The organism is Clostridium sp. UBA4548 (assembly GCF_002387895.1).
Taxonomy (GTDB): Bacteria; Bacillota; Clostridia; order Clostridiales; family Clostridiaceae; genus Clostridium_J.
The window spans coordinates 271,775-286,329 of record NZ_DGLI01000023.1; the positions used below are offsets into that span (position 1 = coordinate 271,775).

Annotated in this window: 13 protein-coding genes; 1 reads left to right on the forward strand and 12 read right to left on the reverse strand. The window is 30.3% G+C overall.

Annotated features, from left to right (window positions below; translation table 11 throughout):
- Positions 1 to 254 precede the first annotated feature (254 nt).
- The 7 genes from B3040_RS09365 to B3040_RS09395 form a co-directional block, all read right to left on the reverse strand.
- Entirely contained in the window at positions 255 to 626 is a 372-nt protein-coding gene (locus B3040_RS09365) for a PH domain-containing protein (protein WP_017415924.1), read from the reverse strand.
- A gap of 363 nt (positions 627 to 989) precedes the next feature.
- On the reverse strand, positions 990 to 2,093 hold the full coding sequence (locus B3040_RS09370) for a DUF4179 domain-containing protein (protein ID WP_291572519.1): 1,104 nt from the start codon (positions 2,091 to 2,093) through the stop codon (positions 990 to 992).
- A gap of 4 nt (positions 2,094 to 2,097) precedes the next feature.
- A complete protein-coding gene (locus B3040_RS09375) occupies positions 2,098 to 2,652 on the reverse strand; it encodes a sigma-70 family RNA polymerase sigma factor (protein WP_291572521.1) in 555 nt (184 codons plus the stop codon).
- Positions 2,653 to 2,998: 346 nt separating this feature from the next.
- Positions 2,999 to 3,568 carry a hypothetical protein gene (locus B3040_RS09380; protein ID WP_291572523.1) on the reverse strand — a complete coding sequence of 190 codons (570 nt, stop codon included), beginning with the start codon at positions 3,566 to 3,568 and terminating at the stop codon, positions 2,999 to 3,001.
- Between the two features lie 670 nt (positions 3,569 to 4,238).
- On the reverse strand, positions 4,239 to 4,808 hold the full coding sequence (locus tag B3040_RS09385) for a hypothetical protein (protein ID WP_291572525.1): 570 nt from the start codon (positions 4,806 to 4,808) through the stop codon (positions 4,239 to 4,241).
- Between the two features lie 72 nt (positions 4,809 to 4,880).
- Positions 4,881 to 5,489 (reverse strand): Type 1 glutamine amidotransferase-like domain-containing protein, encoded by a 609-nt coding sequence (locus B3040_RS09390; protein ID WP_291572527.1) that lies wholly within the window; start codon positions 5,487 to 5,489, stop codon positions 4,881 to 4,883.
- Between the two features lie 135 nt (positions 5,490 to 5,624).
- Positions 5,625 to 6,143 (reverse strand): GNAT family N-acetyltransferase, encoded by a 519-nt coding sequence (locus tag B3040_RS09395; protein WP_291572529.1) that lies wholly within the window; start codon positions 6,141 to 6,143, stop codon positions 5,625 to 5,627.
- Positions 6,144 to 6,624: 481 nt separating this feature from the next.
- Here B3040_RS09395 and B3040_RS09400 point away from each other — a divergent pair, with 481 nt between their 5' ends.
- Positions 6,625 to 7,164, forward strand: coding sequence for a nitroreductase family protein (locus tag B3040_RS09400; RefSeq protein WP_291572531.1), 540 nt, complete (start codon positions 6,625 to 6,627; stop codon positions 7,162 to 7,164).
- Positions 7,165 to 7,564: 400 nt separating this feature from the next.
- Here the strand turns inward: B3040_RS09400 and B3040_RS09405 are convergent, their stop codons facing one another.
- The 5 genes from B3040_RS09405 to B3040_RS09425 form a co-directional block, all read right to left on the reverse strand.
- Entirely contained in the window at positions 7,565 to 7,948 is a 384-nt protein-coding gene (locus B3040_RS09405; RefSeq protein ID WP_017415916.1) for a hypothetical protein, read from the reverse strand.
- A gap of 213 nt (positions 7,949 to 8,161) precedes the next feature.
- Positions 8,162 to 9,964 (reverse strand): ABC transporter ATP-binding protein, encoded by a 1,803-nt coding sequence (locus B3040_RS09410; RefSeq protein ID WP_291572533.1) that lies wholly within the window; start codon positions 9,962 to 9,964, stop codon positions 8,162 to 8,164.
- Positions 9,961 to 11,751, reverse strand: coding sequence for an ABC transporter ATP-binding protein (locus tag B3040_RS09415; RefSeq protein WP_291572535.1), 1,791 nt, complete (start codon positions 11,749 to 11,751; stop codon positions 9,961 to 9,963). Before B3040_RS09415 ends, B3040_RS09410 begins: the two co-directional genes overlap by 4 nt.
- A gap of 460 nt (positions 11,752 to 12,211) precedes the next feature.
- Positions 12,212 to 12,697, reverse strand: coding sequence for a hypothetical protein (locus B3040_RS09420; RefSeq protein ID WP_291572537.1), 486 nt, complete (start codon positions 12,695 to 12,697; stop codon positions 12,212 to 12,214).
- A 213-nt stretch (positions 12,698 to 12,910) separates the two neighbouring features.
- On the reverse strand, positions 12,911 to 14,059 hold the full coding sequence (locus B3040_RS09425) for a DUF6688 domain-containing protein (RefSeq protein ID WP_291572539.1): 1,149 nt from the start codon (positions 14,057 to 14,059) through the stop codon (positions 12,911 to 12,913).
- Positions 14,060 to 14,555 lie beyond the last annotated feature (496 nt).

Sequence of the window (14,555 nt, forward strand, 5' to 3'; positions counted from 1 at the left end):
TAACTACTGTTATACTAGGTCAACAAGCTCCTTGTCAGCACAAGCTTGCTCGTGAACTCAAAATATTTTTCACTTGTCATTTATTTTCAGATACCTAATGAAACACTAATTAATACTTTGCTTCAATTCTTCAATATTGCATTTATGTAAGAAAAAAGTAGCTAAGAGTATTTTTAACCATACCTTTAGCTACCTTCTAAACCAATGAATGATATATTATTTATCTAACATGTGAGCACTTCCAATTTTACATATTATTTTAAAAGAACACTTGCTATTAGTTTATCAAACTTACGTATATCCACATCTTTGTTTAAGTTTACTTTTATATGCCCTGCCCTTGTCCAAAGTTCAACTTCAGCATTCATATCAAATAATTTTCCTGCATTTTCTGTAGACCACATGTTAATTGATGAGTATGGTAGTGAGTATATCTCTACTTTTTTTCCTGTAAGTCCCTGTGAATCTCTTACGATTAATCTCTTATTAGTAAATATAGCACTATCGCGGAAGGTTTTATAAGCAGCAATTGCTACCTCCCCTTCCACTAGTAAATCCTTTGCATCATTAGGAATTGGGCACTCTGATATTAATGTCCATGATAAAATGTTATTTGATTCTGGCATTTTATTGTCCTCCTTAAATTTTATAGTGTTTCATAGTTCTCCATTAGATTACTAAATCTACTTTTAGAATAAATATTTATAACTTTATAATATCTCTTGACTTCTGTTTATTCATTATCAAATATCGAAACTATTTATCTAAGTATATATCTCTATTATACTTTAAACAAAGGTTGAATTCCAACATTTTCAAGAGTAGTTTTAAACCTAATATCTTTTCCATATAATTAGCTATATTTCTCTTGAATGAATTGTAAGCCTGCTATTTTATAAAAAATTTGCATTGGTCAAATTGAACAATGCAAATTGTTGAAAGTTCTTAGTTTTAAAAAAGTTTATTAATTAGCAAGTAGAATACATACCTTACTTTATTTTAATAGTAAATTCTTCGCCAACTTGCTTATAACCATTATCTAACTTTTGATTTTTGCCTGGAAAGGCTACTTTTTTCTCAACCTGCTTCAAGTCACTATTGAAAATTCCATTACCCTCTGAAAAAGCCGCTGCATATGGTGTTAAGGTTATCTCTATTGCCTCATCACTGATTTCTTCACCTAATGCAGTTGATAGTTCAAGAATACCTTGGTCTGCACTCATAATTCTTGGTTTAAACACAATTTTATTTCCACAATTATCATAGCCCCTTAACTGTATATCATAAACAGTCTCAGATTTATTTGTATTATCAATATCTAAAAATAACTTTGTACTAACTTTATTGCTTACATAATTTTTTAGTGTTACTATACTACCATTTTCCAAAGTAAAGTTATGATTTATTGGAAGTTTTATAGTGTCTCCAGCTAATTTATCCCCATTAGTATTAAATTCAAATTCATAAGGTTTTATATTAGTTACTTCTCCATTTAACAATATTGATGGATAAACTATTTTTACTGCTAAGTCCCCTTTTAGTTCATTGTCCTTAAGACTATAGGTCACTACCTGCTGAAATGTGGAATCCTCAGTAATTTTTCCAACTCCACTGGAGGATTCTGATAGCTCTACTCCATTTATAAATACTTCTCCATGGACATCAATACTTTCAATTTTTAAATCACCTTTCTCGTATTTAATTGTGGTTGACACTACTAATTCATTTCCATTTAGTATAACTTCATTTAATTGGACACTTATAGCCTCACTACTTTTACTTTGATCAACTACAGTTTTATATCTACCTAAATCCTTATTAGTGCCTAAAAATAATCCCATATCTGCTGTTGCTAACTTAATTGCAGCAGCTACAGAAGTTCCAAAACCACTTCCAACAGTTCCTACCGCAATAGCAATTACAATAGCTGCTGCCATTATTCCCTTCTTTATGTTCTTTTTCTCATTTTTTTTAATAGACTTTTTAAATCTAGCTTCTATTTGTTTTTTTTCAATAGGATTAAATCCTTCTCTATCTAATCCTTCTAAATCAATATTGTTATCATTTAACATATCATATATATTATTGCCCATTAGATTACACCCTGCTTTCATTTGTATTCAGTACATTTTTAATCTTCTTTTTTGCTCTTGATAGCCTGTTGTAAATAACCTCTCTTTTCATACCCGTTTCAAAACATACCTGATCCATAGCTTTTTCCTCTAAATATAGCTTTAGAAATAAATCTTTGTCCTCTTTCTTTAAGCAGTTAAGCATGGAATCTAAATCTTTATTAAGCTCATTATTGAGTATTTCATTCAATGAGTTATCTTCTACACTGATCTCTAAATTGTCAACATCTTCATGACCTAAATTCTTCAAATACTTTCTTTTATAATCTATGCATTTATATTTTGCTACACCAGCTAGCCAGTTTTTAAATTCACTTCTACTCTCATCAAAGCTATGGATGTTGTACCAAACTGCCATAAGTATGTCATTTATACATTCACCTTGAAGACTTTCTAAATTATACAGATGTTTTTTTACAGTAGATTTAATAATCCAACCATATTGCTCTAAGATATAACTTAAAGCTTCTTCATTTTGCAGCTTTAATTGATGAATAAAATTTTCTTCAGAAATCTCCATAATTAACCTCTTTTCTATACAAGCTCATTTTTAAGTGTTTTTCTATTCACCTAATACTTCGTTGAATTTTCACTATTTCTATCAAAAATAAAAATAAAGGATGGTAATAAACAAATAATTCATTACTATCCTTACTTCACATAGTTCTACAGATATTTATTTTTATTATATTTTAAGCCTAAACATAATGCTAGCGCTTCTAGTAGCTGTACAAAAATTTATAACTTTAGGCTGAATAGCTCATTTTAGCCTTAGCCTATTATACATAAAGTTACTTTATTCTTTCATTAAATTTTTTTAAATCTATTCTGTTCAATCTATTCATTTTTCTTCCTCAAACTATACCTTAATCTATTTTTATCATCATACCTTCATGTGAAAACAATTCAATTGCACCTTCATTTATCATGTTTCTATAATGGATATTATAAGTATAATTGGTGTAAATATCTTTAAACGCTTCTACACCACCACCGGTTACTACTATTGAACTATCGTCTCTCCAGAATACACTTAATCCCCTTGAACCACCATCAGGAATTTCTATTATTTCTTTTTTAAAAATAACACAAGTTCTTTTGTTAATTTTTAAATCTGTAGGATAAAGAAACTGACTTACACTTTCTACTATTACTGTATTTTTATTATTTGGCGATTTGTATGAACGATATGAACCAGTGTAACTACAAAATGCAAATATTAGATAAATAAGTACAAGTGGCCCTAGCCAATTAGAAGTTTTATTAGTTACTAAGGCATAAGTTACTGAAAGCCCTAGATAAATAACTAAATATATGTATACATAGGTATTATTCATAAGTGTGATTCCATTTTTCTCTAAAACTATCATTAAAATTGGTAAAAAGATTAAAAGCATCAGCAAAATGTTTTTAATTGTTATATCCTTACTTTTCATATTTAACCTCCATTATGCTATCATCGTACTTTATTAAAAATTAGAAGCCTATATTTATTTTTTCCGTAATGTTTGTGTTGTAGCTTTAAAATTACTACATCCTATTTTCAAGTGTATTATTCTTCTCTACTTATATTTTACCATAAATTAACTGAATGTTTTACATATTTATACTTTTACAATAAAAATAGGCCTAGCTTTACAGTTATAAAACTAAGTCTTAACTTATTATTAGGCATCTGAAAATAAATAACAAGTCAAAGATGTGAAGGATATTTTGAGTTCACAAGCAAGCTTGTGCCGACAAGGAAACAGGTTCCACAGATAGTTGCGCTATCTAAGGGTTCTGCTGACGCAGTATAACTAAAATAGACAAACATACTGACTTATTTATTTTTTAAGGATGCCTTAATTAAATAGTTCTGCTCTTTTCTAAGTAATCTTTATATTTACCATCATATTTGACTTCTCCTTTATTATTTATATTTTATAATTTGCTAGTACATGCCTACTTTCTTATACATATTTCAAGTAAACACCATTTGTTATATTTGGGCATCAGCTTATTAAGCTTGCTTTGTTAAGCAAAAAAATCAACCTCTGCATTCTTACAGAGGTTGATTAGTTAAATTCATATTCTTTTATAGCGGAACTAAAGTCAAATCTTACATTATTCTATGTTTATCAGAATTCCTTCAGTAAAAATTAATTCAATTGTACCTTCATTTATCATATTTTTATAATGATTATCAAGACTACCATTCTCATAAGAATTTCTAAAACTTGCTATAGGAGTTCCAGTTACTATTACAGAGCTATCACCTTTCCATAATATTTTATAGTCTCCTGAGCCAGCGGCAGGAGTTTCTACTAGTTCTTTTTTTAATATAATAAAAGACCTTTTATAAACCTTTAATTTTTCTGCATGAGGAAACACATTTATATATTCTACAATTACAGTATTTTTATTTTTTGGAGATTTGTATGATTCATATGAACCAGTGTAAGTACAAAATTCAAATAGTACATAAATAAACACATATATCCCTAACCACTTAGAGTTTTTATTAGTTCCGAAAATAAACTTTATTGAAATTGCTGCATAAATAATTAAATATAAATTTGCATAGGTATTATTCATAAGAGTGATTCCATTACTTCTAAAAATTATCATTATAATTGGTAATAAGATAAAAAATATAAAAGGGATGTTTTTTATTATTTTATTATTATTTTTCATATGCAACCTCCATTATGTTATCACCAAACTTTCTGAACCTTTGAAATTAAACAATCATCCTTGTGCTTTAAATTATAAGGATTTCACTTTATATTTTTTCCCTATTCCTTTGATATCTTGTCCATCAATAATAATCCCTGACTCCTCATATAAAATGTATAGCTCATTATCATAAAAATTAATTAACTCATCATCTTCTTTCTTATAATGACACCAAACATCCTTATTATTTAAAAGATTCAACCCTTTTGTATCCATTAAATTAACTATATTCTTATCTGCATATTTTGCTGAATCAATTGTTTTTCCAAATATAATAGCTCCAGCAGAACCTCCATAAACAACACCACCATCACTTAAAAAGTTAATAACTTCTTTATCAAAGTTTGTATCTTTCATGATCTTTAGTAGCTTATAAGTATTTCCTCCTCCAATGAACACTCCTGCATGTTCACTAGATAGTTTCTTTCCCTTCAAATCAGTCCACATCTGAATTTTATGAATTCCATATTCCCTATAAGTTTTTGAAAACCACTCATAGCATTCCTCATAAGTAAAACTCGATTCCTCCATTGCAACGGGAATATATATCAACACTTTTTCTTTATTTATTTTACTGTCAAAAAAATCATCAATTGGCTTAACTTTTTCTGGATCTCCCCCACCTGATAATATCAACATATGTAATCACCCCTTAATTTAACCCATCACTATTTTACCATATAATTACTGTAATAATATACCTCCAACTTTTGCTTAGTTTCTCATTTGCACTACACTACCCTGAAAATATTATTAATCTTACTAAAGCAAGAATTATTCTAAATCAAGGGCATATACATACTCATCATATATAATGTCGGTGCCAGATTTTTTGAAAGTACCTTCTTTTTCAATATAAAAGTTAAGCTTTTTTAGCACTGCATTTGAACCCTTGTTTTGTTGTGCCACAGGAGCTGTTATTTTCTTAGCACCATTATCATGACAAAAGTCAATTAATGCTTTTATCATTTCCGTTGCATAGCCTTGACGCCAGTAGTTTTTATGAATGGCATATCCTAAGTCCCATTGCCTTTTGTCTTCACTTGGAATTGCACTACAGGTTCCAATGCAATTTCCAGTTTCCTTTGAAACTGCAATAAAATAATAACAACCATCATAAAATTCTACATTCTCTTTCCATTCCAAATAGATATCATTTGCTTTTTCACGAGGTGGGTCTGATAAGTATTTCCCCATTTCCTCATCTAACCATATATTTAAGCAAAAATCCGTATCTTCTTTCCTAGTACTTCTAATTATTAACCTATTTGTTTCTAAATTTTTTAACCCCATATTCAATACCCCTTTACTATTATTATAAAATAATCTAACATAGGAAAACACTATGATATAAGTTTCATTTTACCATATAATTACCATAACAATATACCTGTAGCATCTGAATATATTTTTAGCAATAAAAAAAACACATCTATGCCTACTAAAAGACTTTTAAAAAAGCAAATATTAATTAAGCATTATCTCCTAATCCTTAACAATTATATTCAACTCCCCTGCTCCATTTGAGATGAACATTACTAAGAATCATTAAGACACCTCTTGATAATCAAGCAATGCAGCTAGTGAAATTTAGGGTAATAATAATGTTCTTTGAAAACTGAACAATACAGTGTTAAAAAATAATATATAAATACTCTGTAATTTATTAGTTATATGGAATCAATTACCCTTAAATGATATGATTATAAGTAATCGTGGCAAAATGGTATGATAAAATGTATTAAAATATAATTGAAAGAAGTGAAAACAATATATGATTAAAGAAATTGAAATGCGTAGAAGCATAAGAAAATATGCTGACAAGCCAGTTGAAGATGAAAAAATAAATGGGGTACTTGAGAGTGGAAGACTTGCGCCATCAGGTAATAATACACAACCTTGGCGCTATATAGTAGTAAGGTCTGAAAAAATGAGACAGAATGTAATGGAGGCTTCTCATAATCAAAAATGGATGCTTACAGCTCCTGTTTTTATTGTATGCGTTGCAGATATACGTTGTAGAATAAAAGAAGGTATAGATGTTTATTTGGATGATAATAGTCCCGATGATGAGGTGAAACGAATTATTAGAGACACCTCAATTTCAGCAGGATATATGTTGCTACAAGCTAATAATTCAGGACTAGGAGCCTGCTGGGTTGCTGAGTTTACGCAAGAAGAGATTAGGCCAGTTTTAAATATACCTTCTGACAAATATGTAGTTGGAGTTATAACTATTGGCTATCCTGATGAAACTCCAAAACCTCGTCCAAGAAAGAAACTCGAAGATATAGTATATTATGAGCGTTGGTAATATTAATCATGTAAATTAAACATGCTAATTCCAAGTTTTCTTATTTAATAACTAAAATTAAAAATCTAATAACTTCTTAATGCCGTATTATTCAGAAGTGAATTTTACGGCATTTTTACATTCTAAATCAAATGTTTAAGAAGAATACCTATGGATATTCCATAGGTATTCAAATTTGTTTATTTTCTTAGAACTTTAAGAGCATCTGCTACTTTTCTTGCAAAATCTAATGGAAAAGGTATAAAGATTTAAGGATAATATAAAATTTATAACAAAGTCAGTACACTGAGAGTTATCCCCAGTGCACTGACTCCTTATCTCATACTATAGATTATTTTTTAAAAATAGAAATCGTGCTTCTTAATATTATAATTAATCTCCAAATTTTAGTTTATTAGTTTTATCCAACAATTGGGCATGAAGGAACTCTAACTAAAACTAGCTCATCTGTTGTGTTGGTTTCAACGTCAAATACTAAGAATATATTCTGACCAAATGCAAATCCGCAAATAAGATTTACTTCTCTTCCAGGTGCTTGGGTTGGAATTTGATTTACTATTCTACAACGACCAACTTGTGGTATTAACACAGCTGCTTGAGCTGGTGTTAATCTTATTATGAGCACTTGTTCAATATCTGGACCTGGAACTTGCACTTCTATTTCAACAAGCAAAACAAAGACGTTATTCTCTAGCTCAGCAACACAAGCTGATCCAATTGTTACAGGACTGTTTTGAGTTATTAAATTATTAGCAACTTGAGATTGAAATTCTGTTCCAAACATATATTCATCACCTGTTTTTTATTAGAGATAAAAAGCTTGTCCCATCCCTAATAATAGGATATTCAATATTATGATAATGGTGCTATTTTTATATGAAAAAGAGATGTCTTTTTTATAACCTATTATTCAAATAGAATTTTATAATGTCTTTATTTCACAATTCAAAAAACTAGGTTATCTAATTCTATCCTCTTAAATTGAACCTTACTAAGACTAAGCATACCACTTGCTTTGAGCCCTATACATCTCTGCATATTTCCCATTTTTACTCATAAGTTCTTCATGGGTACCTATTTCGCTTATTCCCCCATTATCCAGCACCACGATTCTATCTGCTATCTTTGCTGAGCCTAATCTATGAGTTACAATTATGGCAGTTTTACCTTTAGACATGTCTACAAATTTATTATAAATTTTAGTTTCTTCTATTGGATCTATGGCAGCAGTAGGTTCATCCAAAACAATGGTGTGATAATTCCTATAAAACCCCCTTGCAATTGCTATTCTTTGCCATTGACCACCAGATAAGTCTATCCCATCAAACTCTCTTGACAGCATGGTGTCATAGGAATCTTTAAACTTTTCTTCATCTATAATTAAATCTGCTTTATTTAAGGCACTGCTTAATTTCTCTTTATTATCTCTATTGACCTCACTATTGCCTTTAAAGTCACTTATAGTAACATTTTCACCTAAAGTCATTTTGTATCTTTGGTAGTTTTGAAATACTGCAGATACATTTTTATATAAGGATTTCATAGAAGCTTTAGAGGTTTCCACCTTCCCTAAAGTGACACTTCCACTGCTTGGAGAAAATAGTCCTATCATGAGCTTTACTAAGGTACTTTTTCCTGCACCATTTTCACCAACAATCGCAATGGTTTCTCCTGGCTGAACTTCTAAATTGATATTGCTTAGTGCTTCTTTATCTGCTCCTGGATATTTAAAGGAAACCTCTGTGAGAGTTATTCCAGTAACCTCATTTCTATCACTATCTTCTCCTTCTCTTTCAGGCATTTCTAAAAGCTTTATTAGCCCTTTTACATTACCTAAGTTTTCCGTAATGGCACCCACATGTCTACATACTATTTCCTCCATGATGTTAAACATACTGCCAATAGATGCAAATACTGCACCGAAGGCTCCTACCGTAATGTCCCCCTTGATTAGCGCAATTACAAGTAAATATAAAATGACCAAATATCCTAAAAGTGTTATTGCCTTCATTGTAAGCTCCATGATTCCAGAGGTCTTTTCTGCCTTCCAAATCTTCTTATTTAGTAAATCAATAGCTAACAAATATAAATCCCTAAAATATTTAAAAGCCCCAAGAAGTCTTGTTTCTTTAAAGTATTCCTTATCAATAATGCATTTCTCATAATACTGAAATTCTCTTCTTATAGGTGCTGATTCATCAGATAACTTTGTAAATACCTTTAGCCTTAAAAGCTGAGTAAGAGCTACTGGTATAAATATAATTACAAGCGATATTGCTAGTATTGGTTTTAAGCTATAAAGGTAAATTCCCATTACTAAAAAGTATGGAAAGTAAAAGGTTAAAATAGTTGAAATTATAAATACTAGATACATACTATTAAGTAATCCCTCATTAGCCTTGTTTATAGCATCTAAATTTGAAGGAACTTCAAAGGTTAATGCATCAAACTTTCCTGCCTTTTCATTAATTTTGCCTCCAATATTACCTTGAACTCTAAAACCTATATCATCAGGAATAAAATTAGCAACTCCGTTTAATATTTGATTGATTACTAATGTGGCTCCTAAGGCCAATACCATTAATAGTACTTCTTTAAAACTCCCTTTGTTACTCACTGCATTAGCAATAGCATCGAAAAACTTTTGAGTCATAATAACAGTAACCACATGAGATACTCCATGAATAATTGATAATAAATTATAAAGAGTAAAATATACTGGACAAGTTTCAAATATCATAGGGAGTATGTTTTTTAGTATTTTATAAAGAGATATATTATTATTCTTCTGGCCCATCATAAATACCAACTCCTTTGACTTTCATACATTTTCTCATAGACCCCTCTTTTCTCCATAAGTTCCTCATGGGTACCCTTTTCTATGATGGTGCCATTTTCAAGGACAAAAATCTTCTGGGCTAGCTTTGTGGACCCAAGCCTATGACTTATAAATACAGTTGTGCCACCCTTACTTATTTTCTCAAACTCCTCATAAATTTTGCTTTCACTTATGGGGTCTAAGGCTGCAGTCGGCTCGTCTAATATCCTCAAAGAGGCCTTACTTATAATTGATCTTGCCATGGCTAATCTTTGCCATTGTCCTCCTGAGAAGTCTTGACCATTGCTTTTTATCTTTCCAAGTGGTGTATTTAACTTTTCAGGAAGTTCCTCCACAGCGGCTTCAAGACCCATTATATTAATGGAATTTTTTATACTCTCTTCTTCACCTTCTTTGCCTAAGTGGTTCACATCACCCAAGGAAATATTATCTTTCATGGAAATATAATATTTAGCAAAATCTTGATACACTACAGAAAATAAAGACTTAAGCTCACTATGCTTGTAATCTTTAATACTTGTACCATTTATTAGAATATCACCTTCAAATTCCTCATATAACCCTATAATAAGCTTAGTTATTGTAGTTTTTCCTGCTCCGTTAGCTCCAACAAAGGCATAGTGAACTCCCTTTTCAAGTTTAAAAGATAAATCCTTTAAAATATAATAATCAGTACCTGGGTATTTAAAGGACACCTTCTTAAATTCTAAGGTCTCAACTTCAAATTCACTCACTGATGGCAAATCAACAGCTCCCTGTAATTCCTCTAAACTTTCAAAGCTGCCTAAATCCTTCAAGTACTCTTTATTTCTTGCTAGCTCTCCTACATATTCACTTAACTGCCAGGACATCATTTGAACTAGAGAAAAAAGCCCATTAACAATGGAAATAAACATTCCCACAGACATTAAATTATCTAATACTGGTTTTATTAAAACCGTAGTCATTAATATAGTTATTATTGCTGTAACTATGCTCCCAAGCTTTAACTTTACAAAGAATTTAAGGTCTGCTTTAAAAACAACTCTTCTTGTAATTTCATACTGTTCCTTCCACTTTTTATTAACTTCTTCAGTAAATCCAAAAAGGTTTCTCTCAAGAGCTCCCTCTCTACCAGTCAGCACTTCTCCTAGGTATTCATATCTTCTTCTATGCTTAGATATTTCCCTACTAGCATCATAGGTTTCCTTTCCACTTTTCATAGCTAAAATTACAAGTGGTATGCTAATAAGTAAAATTGTGAGTCCTGCCCACCATACTTGAGTTATTAAAATAACCAATACTCCCACAATTCTTAGTAGCATGGACAAAAATGATAAGGTGTTAATATAAGCTTTTTTAAACACAATCTCAGGCTGCTTTGACACTCTAGAAATTAAATCCCAAGTTTCTTGATTTTCAATATGCCTGTACTGAAGCTTGGCTACTTTTTCTGTAATACTAACTCTAAACCTTTCCCTCAGTTTAAACTCAAGTTTACACTCCACGAACTTAATAATTTGGCTAGATAACCAAGTGTAAGCAATGAAAACTCCTATTAAAATCAAAGGTAATATTATTTCTAAAAGGTTGCTTTTTCCATTTGCTATCCCCATGGCAACATCTAAAAACTTTGCCGTTATTAATATTTGTATACTTGGAACAATTCCATCTAATATCTTTTGTAATGCTATTAAAAAGGAATAACCCTTTGCACATCTGAAAGGAATCCTCCCTAGGTTTAAAATGTTATATTGTTTTTTCCCCATATATCTAAATCCCCAATCAAGCTAAATTAAATTCATCGTAAATTATATGTTTTCCGTGGTCTTATAATGAATTTTGATACTTCTATTAAATAATGAACAAGTTCATTTTGTAGATTTGCTTTGAAAGGAGATTTAACTCCACCCGTGAAGAGGATGGAGAGAATTATCCTTCCATAACATTTTTAAAGAATAAAGACACTTTACAGCTAAGTCTTGATTGTAGTGAAATCTCTAGTTGTATAATGCCTAATTGCTATTTAATTTTAAGTTTTATAAGATACAAAAACAAACCACTTAGAAAAGTATCCTAGGTCGTCAATTGCTTGAACATTTTCTCTAAGTGTTTATTTAATCATCTCAATATATCAGGCCATATACTAAAACCATAACTTTATGTGTTGTAATTAAGTGACTTTTAAGAAGATTACGAATTATCATGTCCTGCTATACTAAGCACAAATTACATAATTGTTGGATCTGCACCAAACCATGTTTGTAAATCATTCTCATCAGTACATTCATTAATCCAGGCTATACCAAAAACGAGTTCATGCGATTTAGTTGTTGGTAATATACTATATCCTATACCATTATTTAAATAAATACTATCATAATCATAGTTACCAATTCTTTCACCTGTATCAAAATAACCAGTATCACATTCTATTCCTATTGATAATTTTACCTTATCTTGATAAAATGCTTGACACTCTAATCTTTCCCCAGATTCAGGATAGAGTTTTACTCTACTGAAGTCTATGTCCTCAATGACACAACTAATAAGGTGTGGTAAATTATCACTTTTATACGCAATTACTATTTTATATCTACCATTAATATCTGGAAATATAACTAAATCATTATTTAATTTTATTGCATTATATTCTACCTGACAATTATCCTTATATATTGCCACTATACCTAATGAAGTTATCAATTTTCCCATTAACATCACCTCTCAAATTTACTGACCACTTCTGTTTCTTAATATACTACAAGTATGACTTTCCCACTTATTGTATTTTTCCATGAATTCACTGACATTTCGTGTACCTTGTTTCACTAATTTATTACTTGAAATTTGAACCATTCTACATACACTTAGATTCAATGAAAAAGTATAAATTAGAGAAACTATCACTAAACCTTAATGCAATACTTAGTTACTTAAGACCTTACTCTTTTTACTTAAAGAAGCTGGAAGGTACTGCCTTGCTATCCTGCTCTCTGGGTTTTTATCGAAAGCATAAAGTACTACCAAGAAGAACCACTCCAAAGGTTTCATCAAAATATAGACAATATCAGCACTCCAAGCTGTATTGATATGACGGGATAGAGGATAGCCATACTTATCATAAATGTAACGTATAAGCCTATGAGTTCTAGGAACCTTTTCCTCAATTAATTGCTCAAAGGCATTGGCAATCATAAGCTGCCTGTTTACAACGATCTTATCATTTCTACGAATACCATACCTTAAAGGTTTTACTAGTTTTTTATGTCCTCTTAAAGAAACGGTGCAAAGATAATGGGAATCCACTTGAACTGGCGGAGGTGAAATTTTTGTAGATAAAGTCCAATCGCTGGTTTCTGTAAAGGCCTTTATAAGGGCATCTGGCTGTTGTCCTAAGAGAATGAGTATCAGCATTAATATTATAAGAACAGGAAGCATTAAAGCCACAGCTACCCCTACCCAATTCTTGCTTTTTAATAGAAAGTTGTAAATCCAGTATAAAACTTTGTTGTTATACTGATTTTTCTTTTCTGAAGTATCTAATATATAGTTTTTAAGGATATAATTCATAAGTGTAACTGAACAAAGAATAAAATTTAGTGGAAATAAACCTAAAAAGAAAACCATAGCATCTTTAAAAAGATTATTTGAAAGTTGAATAATCCATAACAAGCTTACAAATATCCCCACAAACATAAAAGAAAACATCAATACAGTTAAAAGAGGTGGTAGAGAGGTTTTACTTATCCTGAGCACTGCATATCCTAAAATTCCAATGGCTAATAAAGCTATGATAGTTAGTGAATGCCAAGAAGCTATTGGAGCATGAAAAGACGAAGTATCGTTTGGTATTTGTAGTGCCTCATTATAATCCCTAAAGCCTGTCATTAAAATTAAACTACATGAATAAAATATGCCACAAGTAAAAGTAAAAAAGTCGGTGACATTATAAAACTTTTCCTTTACAGCTTGGTTATTAAAAGAAAAAATCATTCTTACTATATTGGCTAAAGTTAAAAAAATAGGAACTCCAATTAATAATAATAAGATGAACATAAAAATAATTATCCCCATAATTTACATCTCCTAATAAATTATTGCTTAATCTCATTTATAATCTAAAACATTTCCTAGCTAACAACTTAAACAAACGCAAATGTTACAAGTTTAAATCTACCTTCTAGTTTATATTATTCATATGTAGCATTTTTATAATTCTGTCTTTACAATTGATTACATTTTACCATAAAATAACTAAATGTTCATTTATTTTCCTTAACAACTACTACTTTGCTGAAATTTATACATATTATTTTTTAATACTTTTGTATTATAATTCTTAAAACTGCCCTACTGTTACTGATGATCTATGTAATTTTTTCATTCAAAAAAACTCAGTTTAACTCCAAACTCTTTTTATTAAATTTATAAGGCATTTCTACAAGTCCTTATTGGGCAACTATTCAAGAGACCCAGTTTCTATGGGTTCGCTTAAATGGTAGCCCAACAAATAGGTTACTATTTTTCTCCAGCCATGAAAAATTAAAACGTTAGAGTATAATTTTTGTAG

Excerpts from the sequence above, each read along its gene's own strand:
- B3040_RS09365 (WP_017415924.1), bottom strand. The coding sequence starts at position 626 with ATGCCAGAATCAAATAACATTTTATCATGGACATTAATATCAGAGTGC.
- B3040_RS09370 (WP_291572519.1), bottom strand. The coding sequence starts at position 2,093 with ATGGGCAATAATATATATGATATGTTAAATGATAACAATATTGATTTA.
- B3040_RS09375 (WP_291572521.1), bottom strand. The coding sequence starts at position 2,652 with ATGGAGATTTCTGAAGAAAATTTTATTCATCAATTAAAGCTGCAAAAT.
- B3040_RS09380 (WP_291572523.1), bottom strand. The coding sequence starts at position 3,568 with ATGAAAAGTAAGGATATAACAATTAAAAACATTTTGCTGATGCTTTTA.
- B3040_RS09385 (WP_291572525.1), bottom strand. The coding sequence starts at position 4,808 with ATGAAAAATAATAATAAAATAATAAAAAACATCCCTTTTATATTTTTT.
- B3040_RS09390 (WP_291572527.1), bottom strand. The coding sequence starts at position 5,489 with ATGTTGATATTATCAGGTGGGGGAGATCCAGAAAAAGTTAAGCCAATT.
- B3040_RS09395 (WP_291572529.1), bottom strand. The coding sequence starts at position 6,143 with ATGGGGTTAAAAAATTTAGAAACAAATAGGTTAATAATTAGAAGTACT.
- B3040_RS09400 (WP_291572531.1), top strand. The coding sequence starts at position 6,625 with ATGATTAAAGAAATTGAAATGCGTAGAAGCATAAGAAAATATGCTGAC.
- B3040_RS09405 (WP_017415916.1), bottom strand. The coding sequence starts at position 7,948 with ATGTTTGGAACAGAATTTCAATCTCAAGTTGCTAATAATTTAATAACT.
- B3040_RS09410 (WP_291572533.1), bottom strand. The coding sequence starts at position 9,964 with ATGATGGGCCAGAAGAATAATAATATATCTCTTTATAAAATACTAAAA.
- B3040_RS09415 (WP_291572535.1), bottom strand. The coding sequence starts at position 11,751 with ATGGGGAAAAAACAATATAACATTTTAAACCTAGGGAGGATTCCTTTC.
- B3040_RS09420 (WP_291572537.1), bottom strand. The coding sequence starts at position 12,697 with ATGGGAAAATTGATAACTTCATTAGGTATAGTGGCAATATATAAGGAT.
- B3040_RS09425 (WP_291572539.1), bottom strand. The coding sequence starts at position 14,059 with ATGGGGATAATTATTTTTATGTTCATCTTATTATTATTAATTGGAGTT.